Origin of the sequence: Paenibacillus gallinarum (genome assembly GCF_014836635.1) — a bacterium.
GTDB classification, from domain to species: Bacteria; Bacillota; Bacilli; order Paenibacillales; family Paenibacillaceae; genus Paenibacillus; species Paenibacillus gallinarum.
This window is the reverse complement of record NZ_JACSQL010000005.1, coordinates 182,637-204,446: the sequence shown is the minus strand read 5'-3', so window position 1 is coordinate 204,446 and position 21,810 is coordinate 182,637. Positions and strand designations below refer to the sequence as shown.

Here is a 21,810-nt window from a genome sequence, read left to right as displayed (position 1 = left end):
TTCATCCTTATCTTGGAAGGGTAATATATAATGGAAATGATTACATATTTTTAATGGGAGGTTATCCAAAAGATGAAATACCGAAGATTAGGCGGAAGCGGCTTGCAAGTGAGTGAAATTAGCCTTGGGAGCTGGCTGACCTATGGTGGGTATGTCGAGCAGGAGAACGCTGTACGTTCCATTGAGACGGCTTACGATGCAGGTGTTAACTTCTTTGATACAGCTAATGTGTATGAACGTGGAGCAGCAGAGGAGCTTCTAGGCAAAACACTTCAGAATTATAAACGTGAGTCTTTCGTGCTGGCTACAAAAGTATTCGGTAAGATGGGCGATGGTCCGAATGACCAAGGTTTATCTCGTAAACATATAATGGAACAGTGCGATGCTTCTCTGAAGCGACTGGGCACAGATTATGTAGATATTTATTATTGCCATCGTTTTCATACGGGTACTCCTCTTCTGGAGACACTTCGTGCACTGGACGACCTCGTGCGTCAAGGGAAAGTGCTCTATGTTGGTGTAAGCCAGTGGACCGCAGCTCAGATGGAAGAAGCACTAGGAATTGCAGATCGTTACCTACTGGACCGAATCGTGGTTAACCAACCTATATATAATATGTTCGAACGTTATATTGAAGACGAGATTATTCCGCTTGGGGAGCAAAAAGGGATCGGACAAGTCGTTTATTCTCCGCTTGCACAAGGCCTGCTGACAGGTAAATATAATGATGTCTCTCGCATACCAGAAGATAGTCGTGCGGCAAAGCTTGGATGGGATGATAAGAAAATAAGTCAGGAAAAACTTGAAAAGGTGCGTAAGCTTACCGGCATTGCGAGTGAACTGGATGTGAAGGTGGGACAACTTGCACTGGCTTGGATCTTAAGACAAAAGAATGTTTCCAGTGCTCTTGTGGGTGCAAGCAGGCCCGAACAGATACAAGAAAATATAGGAGCTTCAGGTATAGAGCTCAGCGAAGAAATGCAAGATAAGATTGAGTCCATCCTTTCGGAATAAAACATGAGATAAAGATAGAGAGCCAAGTGAAATCCAGATTACACCCGGATTTCACTTGGCTCCTTTTTATTTCCATACATAAAGGAACAAGCGGATGGTTAGAATCAACATATACGTATTTTGGAAATGGAGGAAAAAAGGATGAGGCGACATCACAGAGGTCAGTTCATGAAGAACCTGACTCAAAAACCTGCTAAGTCAGCAGATACTCCACAAGCGGAGCAATCTGCTCTTCCGCTATTTCAGATGTCTGATTCTATCCAGCAGATGATTGACGGAATACGTATTCAGAACGGAAACAGCAGCGATATTGTGGTAAGGGAACTTATGATTGGCGGAAATCCTGGAGTACCCATCGCTGTCGTGTATATAGAGTCTCTTGTTCAAGCAGATTTAGTGAATAACTTTATTATTCGTTCGTTACTGGATATTGAATTTAAGATCGATGACATGGTTAAAGAGGAGAATGGCGCTTCTCTGCCTAACGATAGATTCATTCAAAAGGTGTTTAGTTTGGGCTCTGTGAAATATTGCGAAGACTGGGATGACATGATAGACAAACTTCTGCTTGGAAGTACGCTCGTTATGATCGAAGGCAGTCCTAAGGTCATTCAGATTGTAACGACGGGCGGAGAGTTCAGGTCGATAACTGAATCACAGACAGAGTCCGTTGTGCGGGGACCAAAAGAAGGTTTTGTAGAGTCTATGAATGTTAACGTGTCGCTATTGCGCAGACGAATTCATAGTTCTGAATTACGTGTGGAAACAAGAACAGTGGGAAGCAAGTCCCGAACGAATCTCGCTGTAATCTATATGAGCGGTATAGCAGAGAAAGAAATAGTAGAAGAGGTCCACAGACGCCTTGACCAGATTCAAATAGATGCTGTCTTTGATTCCACTTATATTGAAGAACTGATTCAAGATGAGGCATTCACGATCTTTCCAACTGTATATGCTACGGAGCGTCCCGATACCTCAGCTGTAAGATTGATGGAAGGAAGGGTCATTATTATTGTGGACGGCAGCCCTTTTGTACTCATTGTCCCTACGATATTTGCCCACTTTTTTCATAGTGCAGCTGATTATTCAGACCGGTTTGATATCGCGATTTTTCTTCGTTTGCTTCGCTACGTCAGTTTCCTGGTGTTGCTTCTTGGACCCTCTCTATACATTGCGATGACAACCTATCATTATCAGTTGATTCCAAGTGCGCTGCTGTATAACCTCGTATCTCAGCGTGAGAATGTTCCATTTCCTGCTGTTGTCGAAGCCATCATTCTGGAACTAATCTTTGAGCTTCTACGAGAAGCAGGGGTCCGAATGCCGCGAGTTGTTGGACAAGCTGCCAATATTGTCGGTGGACTCGTGCTTGGGCAGGCCGCTGTCCAAGCTGGAATCGTAAGCCCTTTGCTCACGATTGTCATAGCAATTTCAGGTACAGCAAGTTTTGCGATCCCTACGTACTCGATGGCGATTGCGGGACGGTTATTTCGCTTCGGATTTATTTTGCTGGCCGCTGCCTTTGGTCTATACGGAATCGTACTGGGCCTTATTGCACTCTTGGCCCATATGAACAGTTTGCGTTCATTTGGTATTCCATACATGACACCGTTCAGCCCCTTTGTGCTTGATCAACAAAGAGATTCAATTCTACGCTTCCCATTTTCATTAATGAAGCATCACCCTAGGGCGGTTAGCGGTGAGTATACTACGGTGTCCCACGCAGCTAAGGAGAATAAGCAAGAGGTCCAGAATGACCAGAACAAGAAAGGGTCATAAAGAGATGAAGCATAAAATTAGTAAGGTACTCATTCTAGTATTCCTGACGTCTATGCTTTCTGGATGCTGGGATGCAATAGAACTAAATGAACGTCTCATCATCACGGGTCTGGCTTTTGACCCAGGAGAAGAGCAGGGCATTTACCACATCTCTTTTCAGGGGGCCGTTTCAACTGAGATTTCGGGTGGAGGAGGTCAAGGGGCAACGCCTGTATTCGTTTTTTCAGGCGAGGGCAGAACTTTACAGGAAGTACTCAGTAAAATGTCCCAAGGTGTACCCAAAATTATATCGCTTTCCCATGTATCCGTACTCATTATTAGCGATGCTTTGGCTGAGCAAGTAGGGATTGGAGAGTTCATCGATTTTGTTGAGCGGGATCCGAAAACTCGGATAACGATGCAAGTGCTGATCGCAAGAGAGACTTCAGCGAAAAATATTTTAACGGTAACAAGTCCTATTTCTTCACTTACAGCTAATAACTTGGTGCAAAAAATGAACTTTACGAATCGCGATTATTCACATAATTTCCCCAGTCAAATCGATGATGTGATTCGGGGTATGGTTGTTCCAGGAGGAGGTCCAACCATTAGTGGAGCTGTGATTAAAGCAAATAAAGCGGCGGAGAATGAGATAGATAACGGAAACATGGCAGAGAGCGGAAGTTCGAAGGAAAACGTGAGTACAGTCCTCGTTCCAACCTTTGTTTCCATTGATGGAGTGGCCTTGTTTAAAGGAGATAAGCTTGTAGGATGGACGGAAGGGGATGAAGGTCTTGGACTTTCCATGATCCGTAACAAAGCGAAGGGTTCGGCTATCAATATAACTTGTCCTGAGGATGGAACAGGGACTATAGCCATAAATATGAACTTTTCCAAAAGCAAAGTAAAAGGGAAAATTAAAGATGGCAGGCCAAGCTTTTCTATTGATATAAAGCAGAAAGGAGTGATTAGTGAAGCGAGTTGCCCGGTAATACTGAATTCGGGAGATGTCATTCAAACCTATGAGAAGACATGGAACGAGAAGACGAAGGAGATTATACTTTCTACAATTGAGAAGGCCCAAAAGTCAGGCACGGATGTACTTGAGTTTGGTCGTGTACTAGAAAAAGACCGCTCCGCACAGTACAAAGAATGGAAGGAAGCGGAAGATTGGGGTGAATTCTTCTCACGAAGTAAGGTAGAAGTTAACGTTCAATCCATCATTATTCATACCCAGACGAGAACGAACCCTTATAGTACGGGAGGAGAAGATTAGAGTGGATAAAAATCAGATCAGTTCCGGTCAAATGTTATCACTCATGGTGATGTTTCAGATTGGGACAGCCATTGTGATTAACATGGGATATACATCGGGTAAGGATACATGGATAACGATCTTAGTATGCATGGTACTCGGGGCCGGACTATTCTGGATTTACTCCTGCCTTTCTAAACAATTTCCTAAGATGCCGCTTACAGCCTATAGTCGTATACTACTCGGTAAGGTTATGGGAAATATCGTAGGTATGTTATACATTGCGTATTTTATTTATATTGGATGTCGGAATTTACGTGATGGGGCAAACTTAATTAACATCAGCACATTGAATACAACGCCTTTGGTAGTCACAACAACCTTGATGCTGTTATGCATCTCCTATGTTGTCTACTTAGGATTTGAAGTGTTGGCAAGAACAGCTGTCCTTCTGCTTGTTTTTTTGTTGTTTGTAGGACTACTGAGTAATATTTTGCTCATATCTTCAAATGCAGTGCAAGTGGATCTCATTCTACCTCTTTTTGAGGACGGAATTAAACCGGTACTGAAAGGCATTTTTACTGAAAACTTAATTATTCCTTTTGGGGAAATGGTTTGTTTTTTGATGCTGCTTCCTTATATGCGGCGTCCTGAAAAAGGAGGGTATATCGGAGTTATCTCCATCATTATTGGGGGACTCATCCTTAGCCAAACGATGTTCCTAAATGTTGCTTGTCTGGGGCTTAACATATCCAAAAGGTCTGCATTCCCTCTTTTGTCCACCATCAGTTTGGTCGAGATTTCTGAGTTTGTGCAGCGGGTAGATATTCTTGTAGTAATGAGTCTTATTATTGGAGAATTTTTTCGGATTTCTTTATATTTTAGTGCTGCGCTTATCGGTGCATCCGATATTTTTAATGTCACTTATCGCAAGCTGATTTTACCCATCGCCTTCATCATGTTGGTATGGACGACAGGCATGGCTAGAAATTTTATTTATCACTTGGAGTATGGCAGATTGGCACTTTATTATATCCATCCCTTATTTGTGTTTTACTTTCCCCTTCTTCTTATGGGGGCCGGTTGGATTCATAAGCGAAGAAAGAGGAGGACCCGAGTTTAGCGGTTTTTTGAGAAACATAAAAAGGTTCAATAACACTTTCCCTATTGGTTTGTGAAAAAAATAAAGCAGCACGAAGCACCCAAAGATCTTGAGTATGTACTTTTCGGAAGTTCGAAGAACGTAGTTATTAATATTAAATCCAGAATCCGCAAAACCTCTGCCGAATAAAATATCGGTAGTCCAGTCAAATATAATGACAGTGACCCCGATCATAATAAATGCAAAAATAGCTCTAATCAATGTAATCACACTCCTATCCTCGTATCTTCTGTGATTGGTACACCGTTTATACAGGGATTGACTGGTTATGAATTAAGATTTATACTTAATCTAAAAATAAATACTAATGATGCGGAATCATTTTTATAATAGAAGGAGATCTGATGATCTTATGCCTAGAACATTAAATTTAACAACGCAGCGTCAAGCGGTTTATGATGTAGTCAAGAACGCTCACAACCATCCAACAGCAGCAGAAGTGATGACGATGCTTGCTCAACAAGGATATAATTTAGCTTATGGTACAGTGTATAATTCATTGCGTTACCTGGTAGAGAAAGAATTAATTGTTGAACTTAAGCTTGGTGAGACAGCCAGCAGATATGACGCGAGAACAGATGACCATCAACACATCATTTGTGAAGTTTGCGGTAAGGTAGATGAGGTCATGACAGAAGTACCCGGACCTTGGACGGAATCTGTTGCAAAAGAAACAAAATATGAGATTGGCCATGTGCATGTAGTTTTTGGGGGTGTATGTCCAGAATGCCAAAGCAAGCGGAAGAATTAGTGAATAAAAATCAATATCCTTATGCGTCTGTTCGTATTTCACAGGATAAGTCTTCACAATGGCTAAATAAACCAGAAGAAGACACGGTTCCTTTTTGTGCGGTGACAAAGCGAATTCTCTTAATCAGTCCTACTCTGAATCAAGTGCATGATTTGGTTAAAGTTCTGACAGATCGATGCTTTGATGTCATGATGTTTCATAGGCTTGAGCCTGAACTGTATAATAACATTCCGCATGATCTACTGATTTATGACGTGACTTCTTATGATGATCAGGATGCGCTTGAACTTCAGATGAAGCTAAAAGAATCGACTTCTTCACAGAACTTGTTCCTTGTGAGTGAGAAATTTATTCGCGGTGCAGCACCCGAGATGCTTCAGGAAGAATTACTGGTTTGGCCGGGAAGACCTCATGAAGCGCTGTATCATGTGCAGCGGATTATTAGCCGTGCCGTACCAAGACAAGAACAAACGGTTCAAACAACCAGCAATGATTCCTTGATATTCAAGGATTTAAGAGTGGATTTGGAGCGAATGTTGGTCCTTAAACAGGAGGAACAAGTTCATCTTACCAAAACGGAATATGATCTTCTGCTCATTCTCATGAATGCGAAAGGCTCTGTTATATCACGTGAAGAGATGCTCAGCCGAGTATGGGAAACTGATTTTACCGGCGGGAGCAATGTGGTAGATGTTCATATCAAAAGCCTTCGTAAAAAGCTGGGAGATCAGGCTTCTGACCCTAAATATATTATTACAGTCCGCGGTGTAGGTTATCGTCTGGCCGACTAAAATAAAGCCCCTAAATGTCTAAACATTTAGGGGCTTTCGTTTTGTTCATAAACAGTTTCATTTCTTCATAATATGTAAGAGTGATTTCATTTTCTAATCACAAATCATTCATAGTATATTCATGAAAAAAAGCGGAGGCCCATGCTACAATTAATACATGAATTTAGATTAAATCTAACTACACATATAAATATAAATGAATGGAAAGGGTGACCCCTATATGACAGAACGTCTAACTACCAATCAAGGCACACCTGTAGGTGATAATCAAAACTCTAGAACCGCAGGAAGAAGAGGTCCAACCTTACTTGAAGATTATCATTTGATTGAGAAGATCGCTCACTTTGACCGTGAACGGATTCCAGAGCGCGTCGTTCATGCACGTGGATCCGGAGCGCATGGTGTTTTTAAAGTAGAAAAATCAATGTCCAAGTATACAAAAGCTGCTTTTCTACAGAAAGAAGGAACAGAGACACCCGTTTTTGTACGTTTCTCTACCGTAATTCATGGACAGGGATCTCCAGAAACAGCTCGTGATCCTCGCGGATTTGCAGTTAAATTTTATACGGAAGAAGGCAATTATGATTTAGTTGGCAATCATTTGCCGGTATTCTTTATCCGTGATGCGATTAAATTCCCGGATATGGTTCACTCCTTAAAGCCATCACCTAAAACCAATATTCAAGACCCGGCTAGATATTGGGATTTCATGACACTGACACCCGAGTCTACTCACATGATGACATGGTTGTTATCGGATTACGGTACGCCAGCTAATTACCGTCAGATGGATGGATTCAGTGTTCATGCCTATAAATGGATCAATGATCAAGATGAAGTGGTATACATTAAATATAAATGGGAAACACAGCAAGGTGTTCGTAATTTCAGTTCAGAAGAGTCATCTGAGACGCAAGGAAAAGACTTTAACCATGCTACTCGTGATCTCTATGATGCAATTGAACGCGGTGAATATCCGGAGTGGGTTCTTAAAGTACAAATTATGAACCCAGAAGATATTGATGCACTTACGTTTGATCCGCTTGATCCAACCAAAATTTGGCCAGAGGATAAGTATCCGTACCAAACAGTTGGACGCATGACACTTAACCGAAACCCAGAGAATTTCTTCGCAGAAACGGAGCAGGTTGCTTTCTCACCAAGTGTTCTTGTACCGGGAATTGAAGCTTCCGAAGATAAGCTGCTTCAAGGTCGCTTGTTCTCTTATCCAGATACGCAGCGTCACCGTCTGGGAGCGAATTATACACAGATTCCAATTAACTGCCCTTATGCAAAAGTGAACAATTATCAGCGCGATGGTCTTATGCAGATGAACCAGAATCCTTCGGAATATAATTATGAGCCAAACAGCTCTTCTGACAGCCCGAAAGAAGATCCGAAATATCGTGATTCTAAAGTAGCGATCAGCGGGCATATTACCCGTGAACCGATTGAGAAAACAGAAGATGATTTCAAACAAGCAGGAGATACGTATCGCAGCTTCACCGAGCAGGAGCGGGAGAATCTTCACAAAAATCTGATTAATGATCTGAAGCAGACACCACAGCAAACGCAGCTTCGTGCGATTTGCAACTTCATTCGTGCAGATCACAGACTAGGAATGCTTCTTGCAGAAGGACTTGGTGTAGATATTCGTGAGTTTATGCCACCAACCAAATAATTAATTTCTAAATTTCACAAGAAACCGAGCTGTCAGAATCCTTCTGTCTGCTCGGTTTTTTTCTTATGAAAATCTGGATGCGAGTGGAATCATATGTTGACAAAGGAAAGAGAGACAATACAATGGGTAGTGTGGAGGGGTGCTGATGAGGATTAGTCACTTTAAGGTGGGAGAGCAAGGTCTTAACCGATTTTTTGGTCCTCTAGAGGCAAAAATTATGGACGTCCTCTGGAATGAGGAAGAGGTAAGCATTAAAGAAGTTCAATTAAAACTGGAAGAAGATAAAGCACTAAGTTTCAATACGGTCATGACCGTGATGAACAGGCTTGTTGAAAAAGGGATACTCGTTAAAACACTTCAAGGCAGGACCTCAATGTATCGCCCGGTACAATCAAGGGAGGTGTTCATGGATACGCAGTCGAAAGGACTGACTCATGAGCTGATGGACCAGTTTGGTTCCATAGCAGTTACCCATATGCTCGATGCGGTTGAAGTTGCCGATCCCGAGTTAATTAAACAACTTGAGCTCCGAATTAAGCAGTGGAAGAAGGATTTACCGTGAAGTGGGCGCTGCGTTCGAGGATGTTATTTTGCTGCGGAATTCTGATCTGCGGGGCTGTTTATATTCAAATGGGATTATATGTAGTTCATATGATCTGGGGCTTTCAAACGACGTTCAATCTATTTACATGGTGTACTCACTGGATGAGAGAGTTTGGGTTGTTGTCTGTTATTCACTTACTAAACGTATTCGTTGCAGGAACATTTCTACTGACTTTTTACTATATATGTACCCAGCTCATTGGCGGGGCTCGTGCTTTAAAATACATATACAAATTAACTGATGTTCATCTTACAACGTATTATGTGAAACGTTATCCGAATCTCACACTTCACAAGTATCTGGTGGTAATCCGTACCCATGAGCCCGTTGCCTTTGCTTGTGGATTGTTCCGCAGGCGAATTGTGCTCTCTTCGGGACTGATTCAGCTGTTAGATGAGCAAGAAATAGAAGCAGTGCTCTATCATGAACACTATCATCTGCGGCATTATGACCCGCTTAAGACGTTTCTTCTTACACTTGGTGTGTCTACCATTGGTTATATACCTATATTAAAATCGATACTATTCAATTTCAAAATGGTTCGTGAGATTATGGCAGACCATGATGCCATTACCAAAGCAGGTACACCTGTCGGCTTGGGTGGAGCCCTTCTTAAGCTATTGGGTACATCAGTGAATTCTGGCTTTCATAGTGGTATGGTTTCTTCTTTTGCTGCGGAAAGTACAGTAAATGACCGAATTGCTTGGATTTTGGAACCGGATAAGGAGTTGCCTTTACGAATATCCGGCTCATGCTTGCTATGCTCAGTCTTCATTCTGATTGCATTGTTTGCTGTATTTAACGTAGTTCCTCATTGATAGATGAATGGAAAAAAGGAAATAAAAAACACATGAATTCGCAGGAGGAATGGGAAAATGTATAGCAACCGAAATCAAAGCCAGACTCGAAACATGGAGCTTGGACTTCTAATTACTAGATTAGTACTTGGTATCATTTTTTTAATCCATGGCATTACCAAATTCCAAGGTATGGAGGATACACAAAGCTATTTTATTAGTTTGGGTCTACCGGGCTCAATGGCAACCATTGTAGGTTTGGTAGAGTTCTTTGGCGGGGTGTTTTTAATTATTGGTTTATTTACACGAATTGTGAGTCTTCTATTTGTTGCTGTTCTATTCGTAGCTATCTTTACTGCGAAGGCAGAGAGTGGGTTTATTGGCGGCTATGAGCTCGATGTTGCACTAATTGGAATGGGAATCACGCTTGCTGTAGCAGGCAGTAGATATGTGGCAGTAGATCGTTTCTTCCGAAGAAACCGCAGATAACATACGATTCATCTAAACGCAGGACAACATAAGCATAGAGGGGGATTCATAAGAAATGGCACAAAATTTACTTGGAAAAAAAGTTGCACTCGCTGGACCCCGGAAGTCTGAAGAGATGTCCATGATCGTGAGAAAGTTAGGCGGTACTCCGCTGCTGCGACCTGCACAAGGAACCGTTTTTGTAGATGATGAACATCTGAAAAGCAGTATAGAAACTTGGGTGAAGAGTCCACCCGATTGGACGATCCTTACGACAGGTATGGGGCTAGATGCGATATTTCAGGCAGCCGAGCAACTTGAACTTCAGGAAGAGCTACTTGAGGCTTTGCAGCACTCACATATTGCAGCACGTGGTTATAAGACAGTAAATGCACTTCGTAAACGGAATTTAACACCTGCCGTTAGAGATGATGATGGAAGTACCTCAGGACTCATTCGAGAACTTATGAGTTATGACCTTCAAGGAAAGCGTATTCTCGTTCAGCTCCATGGAGAGTCTGCTCCACGCCTTATGGCATGGCTGAAAGAGAGAGGAACATCGGAGATCAGGGAAGTACTGCCTTATCGCCATGTGCCCCCTCAAGATACGGATCTGGAAGAACTGCTTGAAGACATTCTTCAGCAAAGAATCGATGCAGTTACTTTTACGAGTGCTCCGCAGATTCGTTTTCTTACAGCTTATGCCGAGAAACATGGGAAGCTAGCAGATATGAAACAACGCTTTGAAGAGGATGTGGTTGCCGCTGCGGTTGGTAGGGTAACTGCGCAAGCCATGATGGAGGAAGGGGTTACCCCTAAGGTAATTCCAGAGGAGGAGCGCATGGGAAGTATGATCGTTTCATTAGGTAAGTATTTTGCTGAGAAAGAGCGAGTATAAGAAGGACAATCTTGTTACAACCTATAGGGCAAGAACACCTGACCAAGAGAGGTGAGGTGTTTTTGCGTTATTTAGACTAGAAGGTGTATGACTAAGCGTGTCGTTACTCAAATTTGTGTTTAGATAGGTAAGAGACTTATTATTTATATTGTACATATTTCGACACTCACAGGAGTTTCCTGGAGTGGACTGATGAATTAGGAGGTGCAACAACCATTGGGGTTTGATATTTTAGTCATTCTCATCTTACTTGTCGTTAATGCTTTCTTCGCAGCTTCTGAGATGGCACTGATCTCCATTAATGACAACCGAATTCGCATTTTATCGCTCGAAGGAAATAAACGTGCACAGAAGCTAGAGAAGTTACTGGAGGAACCAACAGGCTTTCTATCCACGATCCAGATCGGAATCACACTTGCTGGATTTTTGAACAGTGCATTTGCAGCAGATAAATTTGCGTCCCTGCTTGTGGATTATGTGTTGTCGCTTGGTGTTGATATCTCACCATCTGTGCTTTCTTCTGTATCGGTCATTGTTATTACATTGATTCTTTCTTACTTTACACTGGTATTTGGTGAGCTTGTTCCGAAACGGATTGCGATGAAAAAGGCAGAAGCGATTGCACTCGCGGTATCAAGTCCGCTAAGCGTGTTGTCTAAGGTCGTCAATCCTTTTGTAAAACTGCTTACGGTATCGACAAATCTTACCGTCCGTTTGTTTGGTATTGATCCCAATGCGGAGGATGAGGAAGCTTCCGAAGAAGAAATTCGGATGCTTGTAGATACAGGGCTTGAGAGAGGAACGATTCAGCAAAGCGAAAAGATGATCATCCATAACATATTCGATTTTGATAATAAAGATGTATCGGATATGATGACTCATCGTACGGATATGATCGCAATTTCTGCGGACACTCCGCTAGAAGACGTGCTGGAAATTGTGCAATCTGAGCAGTATACCCGGTTTCCTGTATTCGAAGAACGAGTCGATAATATCATTGGAATTCTGCACGTAAAAGACTTGATTGTTCAATTTAGAAAAGATACCACAAGGCCGAAGAGCATTATGGATATGATCCGTCCTGCTTATTTTGTATCTGAGTCGAAAAAAGGGGACGACCTTCTCGAAGAACTGCAACAAAACCGAGTGCATATGGCGATTGTGGTCGATGAATACGGAGGTACGGCAGGTCTCATTACGATCGAAGATTTAATCGAGGAGATTGTAGGCTCTATTTATGATGAGTATGATGAAGAAGAGTCGATCTTTGAACAAGTGGATGAAGATACCTACATTTTTACAGGGATCGCCCATTTGGATGAAGTAAGCCAGATTACAAAAGCAAGTTTGCCGGAAGAAGAGTACGATACCCTTAGTGGATTTATGGTGGGTACCATTGGCCGTATTCCCACAAAACAAGAGCGCCCCGAGTTTGAATTCCGTGGTTTCCGTTATAAAGTGTTGGAAGTTGGAAAACAGCGTATTCGCCGAATTCAAATGACGAGGCTGCCCGAAGAGGAAAGATCACTCCATCAAGATGGTGAGGAATTATCTCCTGAAGAGTAAAGTTGTTATAAAACAAATCGCAGAGATTTTTTTCTGTGATTTGTTTGTTTTTATACGGAATTATATGACGAATATGGTAAACTCACAGAATGAATAAAGGGTATTTTCGAATAGCGCCGAATTCAAAAGTAGTGGTAAATACAAAGCTTTTTGTCTGTTATGTAACTTATGGATTTAGAAGAACGATTGCGGCTATACTAGGCAAATCAACGACCATGAAGTTAATTCGTTTCTAATTTTACCTCTTTAGGGTGGTAAGGATAGATATGATCATATAAGCGAGTAAAGGCATGCGAACTTTCTTGCTTTGCGTAAGCAAATGAAACGAAATGAATCAGACAAAAGCAGAGCAAAGGAGAAATGGTTAATGAGTCGAAAAAAAGTATTACTATTGGGAGATTATACACATCCCATGTATCACCCCTTGCAAGGAGTTGACGCGGAAGTCAGCCGTATTTTGCAAGATGAAATGACCGTACAGTGCAGTGAAAATCGCAATTTGATGTTAATGGAAAACTTAGCTGGTTATGACCTGCTTATTTCTTATCTGGATGATTGGAAAGGAGCGATTGCTCCGCAGCAGGCCGCAGGATTGCTTAGTTACGTCAGCGGAGGAGGCGCTCTCCTAGTGCTGCATAACGGTATTTCCATGCATAATCGTTATGAAATAGCTCAATTATTAGGTGGCAGATTCACAGGTCATCCTGCTCCGCGTGAACTCAGGTTCCAAGTCACAGATCCGCTTCATCCCATTGTGTCCGGAATAGATAACTTCTCAATGGAAGAGGAACCTTATGAGATTGAATTTGATAACTTCGCTGATATCAAGGTTCTTCTTGAGTATATGAATGAAGATGGGAAGTCATGGCCTGCAGCTTGGGCTCATAACTATGGCATGGGACGTGTCGTTTATCTTATGCCAGGACATTCGGTTCCTTCTTTCAATAACGAATCATTCAGACGACTTCTTTTACAATCAGCAATGTGGGCAACACGTACGAAGCCAAAACGTAATTAGAGATCGGACGTACTTTCGCTTGATTGGGTAATATAGGTATATACTAGTATAGAATCAGATTTTTTCAGAAGGAGGATGAAAGGCATGAGCGATTTGTTTAAAAAGGCGGTTTCTCTAGGATTGGGACTTACGCTGGTTAGTAAAGAGAAAGTGGAGAGTGTTGTAGGCGACCTCGTCAAGCGCGGTGAACTGGCACCATCCGAATCCAAGGCACTGGTTGATAAGCTTATGGAACGTGGAAATGAAGAACAAACAGGCTTTAAGAAAATGATTGAAGGTCAAGTGGAGAAAGTGCTAATTGATCTGGGTGTACCCACCAAAACAGATGTAAACCGACTAAACATGCGAATTGAGGAACTGGAACAGAAACTGTCTGCACTCGAAACAAGTCAGCCTGCGAAACATCCAGAAACACCGATTCTTACGTCAACGCCTGAAATAGAGCAGCCTCCTAAAGGAAACGAGATTGAATAAATGGTAGTGCATATTAAAAATGCCGGACGATATAGAGAAATTGCCATGGCGCTGATGCGTCATGGCTTCGGCTATATTGTGGAAGAAATCAGCTTTTTTCAGGTGTTATCTTTACCCAGAAGGTGGATTACCCATGAGACAGGTCCGGAAGCCAAGACCCTTGGTGAGCGGATAAGACACGTCTTGGAGGATCTTGGACCGACTTTTGTTAAATTAGGACAACTTGCAAGTACTCGTTCCGATTTGCTGCCTCCAGGAATTATATCGGAGCTGACCAAACTTCAAGATCAGGTCCCTCCTTTTTCACCAGAGATTGCAAGAGGCATACTGGAACAGGAGCTGAACAGTCCCCTTGAAGAGCTCCTCACTGAATTTGATGATACCCCTCTTGCCGCTGCGAGTATAGGTCAGGTACATATCGGCAGACTGCGGAGCGGGGAGCAGGTGGCGATCAAGATTCAGAGACCTGGAATATCGCCTGTAATTCAGCGTGACCTGAATATACTCAAAGATTTTGTTGCTCTTGCCGAGCGAAGATGGGAATGGGTAACCAGGTATCAATTGCAGGAGATGGTGAATGAATTCGCTGTTTCTTTACTTGCGGAGCTGGATTACAGCTATGAAGGTAGAAATACAGAAAAGGTCGGGCTACAGTTTGCAGAGAATCCAGAGGTTCATGTCCCTGTTATTTATTGGGACTACACGACTGCAAGGGTACTGACGATGGAGTATATGGACGGGATCATGCTGAATCAGCGGGATGTACTCATCGCGAAAGGGTACGATCTGAAAAATATAGCGCAGCGGTTAGTGGATTCCATGCTGCACCAAATTTTTATTGAAGGCTTCTTCCATGCAGATCCCCATCCGGGCAATCTAATGGTCATGAAGAACGGATCGCTGGCTTACTTGGATTTCGGAATGGTCGGACGCCTAAACGAAGAATTGAAAGAACAGCTATCTTCCCTGATCATATCGCTGATGCGAAAGAATACGGAAGGAATGGTGCGTGCTATTCAGCGTCTCGGCATGATTCCGGATGGGACGAAGATGGCCTCCCTTCGCAGAGACCTCGACCGGATTCGGGACGATTATTACGATCTTCCTTTTTCCAGTATCAGTATTGGGCAAGCGCTGAATGATTTATTTGGCGTGGCGCAAAGACACCAAGTAACCATGCCTTCTGATGTAATCTTACTAGGCAAAGCCCTGGTGACTCTCGAAGGGGTTATTGAAAATCTAGATCCTACCATTAGTATTATTGATATGGCAGAGCCTTTTGGCCGGAAGCTGATGCGTGAGAAGTTCAGCTCAAGACGGATTAAGGGGAAAGTGCTGGGCGGTATGACGGAGCTGTTTGAGACATTGATCGATTTGCCGGGACAAGCACGACTGCTGTCTTCCATTATCAGTAAAGGTAAACTGAAGGTCGAAATCAGCATTCCCGAAATTGAACAATTTGAACATAAGCTAGACCAAATCACCAATAAATTATCACTCAGCATCGTATTGCTTTCTTTTAGTATTCTCATGGTAGGTTTATTTATCGGAGCTTCAAAGATGGAGCAGGTCTGGCATGTACCGCTGCTCGAAATTGGCATGATTATCGCTGCTTTAATGGTGTTATGGCTTATTATTTCTATTATTCGATCAAGAAAACAATAAAACAGGCACAAAGAAAAAGCTCCTCTTCCCTAGATCAGGGCGGGGAGCTTTGTAGTTAAGGGGAATCCATGTATAATCAGGAACAAGTAACGAATTTATATAGAATCCTGGTTTGGTAATGATTAGTGTAATGACAGGGGGTAAGTCCATAATGAACGTAAGCGAAATGGTACATAAACAGAAACTTTACTATAGAACGGGCGCAACCCGGCCTTATGAAGCAAGAATAAAGCAGCTTGATTTACTGAAAGAGGCCATTCGGCGCAGAGAACCTGAAATCCTAGAAGCACTAAAGATTGATCTAAGCAAAAGTGACCAAGAAGCATATATGACCGAGATCGGTATTTTGTTTGAAGAGATTTCATTCGTATCTAAACGTTTGAAGCGGTGGATGAAGCCTCGAAAAGTAAAAACGGCAAAAACGCATATTGGCAGTAAGGGGTATATTGTCCCTGAACCTTATGGCAGTGTACTGATCATTGCACCCTGGAATTACCCATTTCAGCTCGCTATCTCTCCCCTGATCGGGGCAATTGCAGCCGGAAATACGGCTGTCATTAAGCCGTCGGAGCTGACGCCGCATGTATCGGCTGTCATCACTTCGATGATCGGCGAAGTATTTGATCCTGCTTTTGTAACAGCTGTAGAAGGCGGTGTAGAGGCAAGCGAGATGCTGCTAGCTGAACCTTTTGATAAAATATTTTTCACAGGCAGTGTTGCCGTTGGTAAGGTGGTCATGAAAGCTGCGTCTGAGCGTCTTATTCCAGTGACGCTGGAGCTGGGCGGGAAAAGTCCATGTATCGTTCACCATGATGCCAATATGAAGCTTGCTGCAAAACGTATTGCTTTTGGGAAACTGACAAACAGCGGGCAAACATGTATCGCTCCTGATTATTTACTGGTTCATGAGAGTGTAAGAGACGCATTTGTCACGGAATATGAAAAAGCGATCAGACAATTCTACGGCAAGGATCCGCTGTTAAGCGATTATTACGGGAGAATTGTTACTCCTAGACATTTTGAGCGATTACAATCTTTTCTCACGGACGGCTCTATTGTTCTTGGCGGAGAGACAGACCCTGAATCGCTGAAAATAGCACCGACCTTATTAGATGAAGTGTCTTGGGAAAGTCCTGTCATGCAGGAAGAAATATTCGGCCCGATTTTACCGATGATGACCTATAAGCACCTGGACGAAGTCGTAGATATGGTAAATGCTAGGCCAAAACCACTCGCTTTGTATCTCTTTACGGTCAATCAGTCCGTTCAAGACCGAATTGTTGAACAAATACCTTTTGGTGGAGGGTCTATTAATGATACACTTATGCATATAGCTACACCGTATCTGCCATTTGGCGGCGTAGGGGAAAGCGGCATGGGCAATTATCACGGAGAGTATAGCTTCACTGCATTCTCACATATGAAAAGTGTACTGAAGCAAACCAATGCTTTTGATATTAAATTTCGTTATCCTTCCAAGACCGGGTCTGTTATGATGCGCCGGTTCATGAAGTAGAATAATTGCTGGTCATGTTGCTTAAGGTAGACGAATATAAAAAATAGCTGGAAATAAAACCATGAGGTGAAAAATTTGGTAGGTTTTGATAAGTTGGGCGTTCTGCCCGAATGGAATGAAGCACTGCGTTTGCAGGGAATTGCGGTACCGACACCGGTACAAGAAAAATCAATTCCGATCTTGCTCCAAGGATCGGATATTATTGCTGAGGCACAGACAGGAACAGGGAAGACATTCGCCTTTATGCTGCCGATCTTGCAGCGTCTTAACGCGGAAGATCGTTCTCCACAAGCACTGATTGTAGCCCCTACAAGAGAACTTGCTCTACAAATTACAACAGAAGCGAAGAAGCTGACGGAATCAAGAGAAGATATCCGGGTTCTCGCTGTTTACGGTGGACAAGATGTTGAGAAACAATTGCACAAACTTAAAGGCGGAGCACAAATCATCATTGGTACGCCTGGAAGACTGCTGGATCATTTAGGCCGCGGAACCCTTGTCCTTGATAAAGTGAAGATGCTGGTTCTGGATGAAGCAGACCAAATGCTTCATATGGGATTCCTGAATGACGTGGAAATGCTCATGAAGGCTCTCCCTTACAAGCGTCAAACGATGCTCTTCTCAGCAACGATGCCTTCTGGTATTCGTAATCTGGCCCGTGCTTACATGAAAGAACCTGTTGATGTTAAAGTACAGTCCAGTAATATAATTCCTGTAAAACAAATTCGTCAGTTAGTAGTAGAAGTAACGGACCGTACGAAACAAGAAGCACTGATCGGGGCAATTGAGCAATACCGTCCATACCTCGGCATTATTTTCTGTCGTACGAAACGTCGTGCATCTGTTCTTAATGAAGCTTTGCAAGATCTTGGATATGCGAGTGGCGAGCTTCATGGAGACCTCTCTCAAGCGAAGCGCGAGACAGTAATGAAAGCATTCCGTAATGCCAAGCTGCAACTTCTTGTGGCTACTGATGTAGCAGCCCGAGGTCTTGATGTGGAAGGCGTAACGCATGTATTCAATTACGATATTCCTCATGATGCGGAAAGCTATATTCACCGAATCGGAAGAACGGGCCGTGCGGGAGGCAAAGGGCTGGCAATTACATTTGCTGCTCAGAAAGACAAGCCGGAGATCGCAAAGATTGAAGAAGGAACAGAGCAGCGTCTTGACCGCGCAGTATGGCAAAGCGGTGTTGCTGGTGAGCCGGGAACGATCGAGAAGCTCGCTCTTGGTACTAGCTCATGGGGCAGCGGTGGAGAAACACGCAGAGTTCGTCCGGATGCTAAACGAGATGCAAGCCGTGCCGGCGGTGGAAGAAGCGGCGGTCGCAGCGGATCACGCAAGAGTGAGGATTCATCTGGTAATGGCCGAGGCAGAAGCCGCGGACAGCAGGGGGCTTTCTATGATCTAGAGCGCGGCGGAAGCAAGCGCAGCAGTGAATCTGTGCGCCAAGTTTCGGACAAACCACGCAGCAGCGGACGTTCTGGAGGCAGTACTGGCCAGAAGAGAGCGGACAGCGATCGCCCATGGCGTGCTTCAGAAGGAGCAGCTAGTGCTAGCGGTAAATCACGTTCAAGCAGCGGCGGCTATGGCAGTGGAAGAAGCTCACAAAGCAGCAGTCGGAGCGGTTCATCATCTCAAAGCAGAGATAACCGTCGTTCCTCGAGCAGCAGTGACCGAAGTCGTTCTGGTGTACGAAAAGGACGTTAATTCGATTATAAGTGGTTCAAAGTTCAAAACACGCCTTTGAAAAAAGGCGTGTTTTTTTGTGTTTATTTAGTGAATTGGCAGCAAAAACTAACGAAGCATGACTTGACAAATGATAATGATTATCAGTATCTTTAAATAGATTATAAAAATCATCATGAATTTTTCATTTGTTGTTCGTCTGAACTTCATATTACACATACATACATCATGAGATGTCAGCTTTTTAGGTAGATTAGCCAATCAAGTGGAGGAGATGATTTTATGTTTCGCCTGGAAACTGCAGGACTAAGCATTGCTTATGAAGACCGTTTGATCGTTGATGATCTGAATATACAGATACCTCAAGGCAAGATTACAGCACTAGTGGGTGCGAACGGCTCTGGGAAGTCTACGATTCTTAAAACAATGGCTCGTTTGATGCAGCCGAAAAAAGGCCAAGTATTGCTCGACGGGAAATCTATTCATAAGCAGTCCACTCGGGAAGTGGCGAAACAACTGGCAATTCTTCCACAGAATCCAACTGCGCCGGAAGGCCTGACGGTAACAGAGCTGGTATCTTATGGACGTTTTCCTTATCAGAAAGGTTTTGGCTCACTGCAAGCGGAGGATAAGAAAATGATTGAGTGGGCCATTGAGTCTACTCGTCTTAGTGAATTCCACGATCGTCCTATTGATCAATTGTCGGGTGGTCAACGTCAGCGAGCTTGGATTGCTATGGCACTGGCACAAGATACAGACATTCTTTTTCTAGATGAACCAACGACGTTCCTTGATATGGCCCATCAGCTTGAAGTGCTGCAGTTACTCGAGGAACTGAATGTTACAGCAAAACGCACGATTGTCATGGTTGTTCATGATCTGAATCATGCATCTCGTTATGCGCACCATATGATTGCAATCAAACAAGGAAAGGCCGCTGCAACAGGATCACCGGTGGAAGTGATGACTCCAGATGTGCTGAGAGAAGTGTTTGGAATAGAGGCGGACATTGTAACAGATCCTCGGACAGGAGTTCCACTCTGTCTGCCATATGCACTTGCAGGTAAGGAGCACAGAGGACTTATCGGTGTTGAAAGTTCAATACAAACCCAAGTACGCCAAGTTGCTGGTGTGTAGATCTTATAGATAGAAATAATCGCAATAATCTGAAAAGGAAAGTGGGGAAATGAAGATGGCGCTAGATTATGCTGTACTTGCTCAATATGGAGGAATTCACACAAAGCCCTCCTCTGAATCGGTAAGAGACATTAGTTTACTTGAGCTGCTTCGTCCGGAATATGGAAAACCATGGCTTGAGATTTATCAGCGCCATCTTCAAGCAGAGACCATAGGAGTAGCTGCGGTGTATGTAATGCATACCGTTCGCGGTCTGCTTGCAGCAGCCCATTATATGATATCGAAGTGCGGTACATATGTGGATCTTTCCCTCACGAACCTAAGTATACAGATGTTACCCAATGATTCGGGTGCGCCGCAGTTATCTTTTGTACTTCACAAGACAGAAGAACGTGAACTCGTGGACCACGCGGATGCAGCTGAACGCAGACAGATGCTGGAGCAGTTCTATGTTAGAACACTTGGTCCAATAATAGAGGGATTGGCAGCAGGAGGGAGAGTACCTGTTTTAGCATTATGGAAGCAGTTACCGGGTGTCCTCATTTATTATGTTGATCTATTTAAGGGAGGACTGTCCTGCGGGGAGCAGGATCTTGCGGAATATCTGACAGCAGACTTAGAGGCCGTGCAAAGTTTTAGTTCTGACGTATTTAATGGCAAAAAGAATCCATTCGATCTGGAGCCTGTATACATAGAGAATCCGCTAAATGCCGCAGAGCCGTATCGAATGAAGGATGCATGCTGCGAGTTCTACCGAGTATCGGATGGGAAGAATCGCAAATGTTTTACCTGCCCTAGAATGACAGCTGAGGAACGGAACGCACGAGCGGAGGAAATGCGGGGTACAGTAACCATCTAGCGGTGGACTAATGATAGATCTAACAAATAGTTTTTAGGAAACATATATAGAAAAGAGGCAGATACATTGGTATCTGCCTCTTTATTTTTACCCTAGAGCTGTTTCATATTCGCTTATCGTTATACCGTAATAGACGAGATCCTCGTATTCTCCCCACTTCTTGATATGTTGTACGAGCTTTCCTTCATACTTCATACCAATTTTCTGCATAACCATCGAGGAAGCAGGGTTTCTATCCAAGGCAGCGGCCCAGATCCGGTTTAGCTTCAGCTCATCAAATCCATACTCAAGCATGCGCCGTGCCGCCTCTGTCGCATAGCCGTGTCCCCAATAAGGCTTGCCGATCCAGTAAGCGAGTTCCGCTCTGTTATAGTCGCTGACGATATGCATTCCTGCACAGCCGACAAGTTCACTAGTTTCCTTTGAGATTAAGGCAAAGGTGCTCCCGAGATTCTTACTGTACCTTTCTTGAGTAGCTGCAATGAAAGATTCTGCTGCACCATCCGGATAGGGATGAGGAATAGATAAAGTAGTACTTGCTACGTCCTTCTCTCCAGCAAGGTTCTGTATTGATGGTGCGTCAGCTAATTGAAGAGGTCTTAGTATCAGTCTTTCGGTTACGAATGTAGGCTGCATATCCACGGCTCCCCATCTCATGATTTTTTATATTATATCTCAAAATATGGAAGATTCAAGAGGTTGTT

20 protein-coding genes are annotated in these 21,810 nt (G+C 43.3%); 19 read left to right on the top strand and 1 reads right to left on the bottom strand.

Annotated features, from left to right (window positions below; all coding sequences use genetic code 11):
- Positions 1-72: 72 nt before the first annotated feature.
- The 19 genes from H9647_RS13375 to H9647_RS13285 all read left to right on the top strand — a co-directional run bounded on the left by H9647_RS13375 (position 73) and on the right by H9647_RS13285 (position 21,106).
- Positions 73-1,014, top strand: coding sequence for an aldo/keto reductase family protein (locus tag H9647_RS13375; RefSeq protein ID WP_191800687.1), 942 nt, complete (start codon positions 73-75; stop codon positions 1,012-1,014).
- Between the two features lie 141 nt (positions 1,015-1,155).
- The gene (locus H9647_RS13370) at positions 1,156-2,793 is read left to right on the top strand and encodes a spore germination protein (protein ID WP_191800685.1); all 1,638 of its coding nucleotides are present in this window, start codon (positions 1,156-1,158) and stop codon (positions 2,791-2,793) included.
- On the top strand, positions 2,768-4,048 hold the full coding sequence (locus H9647_RS13365) for a Ger(x)C family spore germination protein (RefSeq protein ID WP_191800683.1): 1,281 nt from the start codon (positions 2,768-2,770) through the stop codon (positions 4,046-4,048). Before H9647_RS13370 ends, H9647_RS13365 begins: the two co-directional genes overlap by 26 nt.
- A gap of 1 nt (position 4,049) precedes the next feature.
- Complete coding sequence (locus tag H9647_RS13360; protein WP_191800681.1) at positions 4,050-5,150, top strand: GerAB/ArcD/ProY family transporter; 1,101 nt, start codon at positions 4,050-4,052, stop codon at positions 5,148-5,150.
- A 391-nt stretch (positions 5,151-5,541) separates the two neighbouring features.
- Positions 5,542-5,940: a Fur family transcriptional regulator gene (locus H9647_RS13355; RefSeq protein ID WP_191800679.1), complete on the top strand. Its 399-nt coding sequence runs from the start codon at positions 5,542-5,544 to the stop codon at positions 5,938-5,940.
- Positions 5,916-6,731 (top strand): winged helix-turn-helix transcriptional regulator, encoded by an 816-nt coding sequence (locus H9647_RS13350; protein ID WP_191800677.1) that lies wholly within the window; start codon positions 5,916-5,918, stop codon positions 6,729-6,731. Before H9647_RS13355 ends, H9647_RS13350 begins: the two co-directional genes overlap by 25 nt.
- A gap of 220 nt (positions 6,732-6,951) precedes the next feature.
- A complete protein-coding gene (locus H9647_RS13345; RefSeq protein ID WP_191800675.1) occupies positions 6,952-8,412 on the top strand; it encodes a catalase in 1,461 nt (486 codons plus the stop codon).
- A 145-nt stretch (positions 8,413-8,557) separates the two neighbouring features.
- A complete protein-coding gene (locus H9647_RS13340; protein WP_191800673.1) occupies positions 8,558-8,974 on the top strand; it encodes a BlaI/MecI/CopY family transcriptional regulator in 417 nt (138 codons plus the stop codon).
- Positions 8,971-9,834, top strand: a complete 864-nt coding sequence (locus H9647_RS13335) for a M56 family metallopeptidase (RefSeq protein ID WP_191800671.1) — start codon at positions 8,971-8,973, stop codon at positions 9,832-9,834. Before H9647_RS13340 ends, H9647_RS13335 begins: the two co-directional genes overlap by 4 nt.
- 57 nt (positions 9,835-9,891) lie before the next feature.
- A complete protein-coding gene (locus tag H9647_RS13330; protein WP_191800669.1) occupies positions 9,892-10,302 on the top strand; it encodes a DoxX family protein in 411 nt (136 codons plus the stop codon).
- Positions 10,303-10,357: 55 nt separating this feature from the next.
- On the top strand, positions 10,358-11,179 hold the full coding sequence (locus tag H9647_RS13325) for a uroporphyrinogen-III synthase (RefSeq protein ID WP_191800667.1): 822 nt from the start codon (positions 10,358-10,360) through the stop codon (positions 11,177-11,179).
- A gap of 216 nt (positions 11,180-11,395) precedes the next feature.
- The gene (locus H9647_RS13320) at positions 11,396-12,745 is read left to right on the top strand and encodes a hemolysin family protein (protein ID WP_191800665.1); all 1,350 of its coding nucleotides are present in this window, start codon (positions 11,396-11,398) and stop codon (positions 12,743-12,745) included.
- A 367-nt stretch (positions 12,746-13,112) separates the two neighbouring features.
- Positions 13,113-13,763 carry a ThuA domain-containing protein gene (locus H9647_RS13315; RefSeq protein ID WP_191800663.1) on the top strand — a complete coding sequence of 217 codons (651 nt, stop codon included), beginning with the start codon at positions 13,113-13,115 and terminating at the stop codon, positions 13,761-13,763.
- A gap of 84 nt (positions 13,764-13,847) precedes the next feature.
- Positions 13,848-14,237: a phasin family protein gene (locus H9647_RS13310; protein WP_191800661.1), complete on the top strand. Its 390-nt coding sequence runs from the start codon at positions 13,848-13,850 to the stop codon at positions 14,235-14,237.
- Complete coding sequence (locus H9647_RS13305; protein WP_191800659.1) at positions 14,238-15,902, top strand: ABC1 kinase family protein; 1,665 nt, start codon at positions 14,238-14,240, stop codon at positions 15,900-15,902.
- 151 nt (positions 15,903-16,053) lie between these two features.
- Positions 16,054-17,418: an aldehyde dehydrogenase gene (locus tag H9647_RS13300; protein WP_191800657.1), complete on the top strand. Its 1,365-nt coding sequence runs from the start codon at positions 16,054-16,056 to the stop codon at positions 17,416-17,418.
- Positions 17,419-17,493: 75 nt separating this feature from the next.
- Complete coding sequence (locus tag H9647_RS13295; protein ID WP_191800837.1) at positions 17,494-19,131, top strand: DEAD/DEAH box helicase; 1,638 nt, start codon at positions 17,494-17,496, stop codon at positions 19,129-19,131.
- A gap of 261 nt (positions 19,132-19,392) precedes the next feature.
- Positions 19,393-20,247 (top strand): ABC transporter ATP-binding protein, encoded by an 855-nt coding sequence (locus tag H9647_RS13290; RefSeq protein WP_191800655.1) that lies wholly within the window; start codon positions 19,393-19,395, stop codon positions 20,245-20,247.
- 49 nt (positions 20,248-20,296) lie between these two features.
- Entirely contained in the window at positions 20,297-21,106 is an 810-nt protein-coding gene (locus H9647_RS13285; RefSeq protein ID WP_191800653.1) for a hypothetical protein, read from the top strand.
- Between the two features lie 87 nt (positions 21,107-21,193).
- On the opposite strand, the gene H9647_RS13280 is transcribed toward H9647_RS13285, so the two are convergent.
- On the bottom strand, positions 21,194-21,742 hold the full coding sequence (locus tag H9647_RS13280; RefSeq protein WP_191800651.1) for a GNAT family N-acetyltransferase: 549 nt from the start codon (positions 21,740-21,742) through the stop codon (positions 21,194-21,196).
- Between the last annotated feature and the right edge of the window lie 68 nt (positions 21,743-21,810).

Excerpts from the sequence above, each read along its gene's own strand:
- H9647_RS13310 (WP_191800661.1), top strand. The coding sequence starts at position 13,848 with ATGAGCGATTTGTTTAAAAAGGCGGTTTCTCTAGGATTGGGACTTACG.
- H9647_RS13315 (WP_191800663.1), top strand. The coding sequence starts at position 13,113 with ATGAGTCGAAAAAAAGTATTACTATTGGGAGATTATACACATCCCATG.
- H9647_RS13350 (WP_191800677.1), top strand. The coding sequence starts at position 5,916 with ATGCCAAAGCAAGCGGAAGAATTAGTGAATAAAAATCAATATCCTTAT.
- H9647_RS13305 (WP_191800659.1), top strand. The coding sequence starts at position 14,238 with ATGGTAGTGCATATTAAAAATGCCGGACGATATAGAGAAATTGCCATG.
- H9647_RS13365 (WP_191800683.1), top strand. The coding sequence starts at position 2,768 with ATGACCAGAACAAGAAAGGGTCATAAAGAGATGAAGCATAAAATTAGT.
- H9647_RS13340 (WP_191800673.1), top strand. The coding sequence starts at position 8,558 with ATGAGGATTAGTCACTTTAAGGTGGGAGAGCAAGGTCTTAACCGATTT.
- H9647_RS13285 (WP_191800653.1), top strand. The coding sequence starts at position 20,297 with ATGAAGATGGCGCTAGATTATGCTGTACTTGCTCAATATGGAGGAATT.
- H9647_RS13345 (WP_191800675.1), top strand. The coding sequence starts at position 6,952 with ATGACAGAACGTCTAACTACCAATCAAGGCACACCTGTAGGTGATAAT.
- H9647_RS13370 (WP_191800685.1), top strand. The coding sequence starts at position 1,156 with ATGAGGCGACATCACAGAGGTCAGTTCATGAAGAACCTGACTCAAAAA.
- H9647_RS13325 (WP_191800667.1), top strand. The coding sequence starts at position 10,358 with ATGGCACAAAATTTACTTGGAAAAAAAGTTGCACTCGCTGGACCCCGG.
- H9647_RS13300 (WP_191800657.1), top strand. The coding sequence starts at position 16,054 with ATGAACGTAAGCGAAATGGTACATAAACAGAAACTTTACTATAGAACG.
- H9647_RS13330 (WP_191800669.1), top strand. The coding sequence starts at position 9,892 with ATGTATAGCAACCGAAATCAAAGCCAGACTCGAAACATGGAGCTTGGA.
- H9647_RS13280 (WP_191800651.1), bottom strand. The coding sequence starts at position 21,742 with ATGCAGCCTACATTCGTAACCGAAAGACTGATACTAAGACCTCTTCAA.
- H9647_RS13375 (WP_191800687.1), top strand. The coding sequence starts at position 73 with ATGAAATACCGAAGATTAGGCGGAAGCGGCTTGCAAGTGAGTGAAATT.
- H9647_RS13290 (WP_191800655.1), top strand. The coding sequence starts at position 19,393 with ATGTTTCGCCTGGAAACTGCAGGACTAAGCATTGCTTATGAAGACCGT.
- H9647_RS13355 (WP_191800679.1), top strand. The coding sequence starts at position 5,542 with ATGCCTAGAACATTAAATTTAACAACGCAGCGTCAAGCGGTTTATGAT.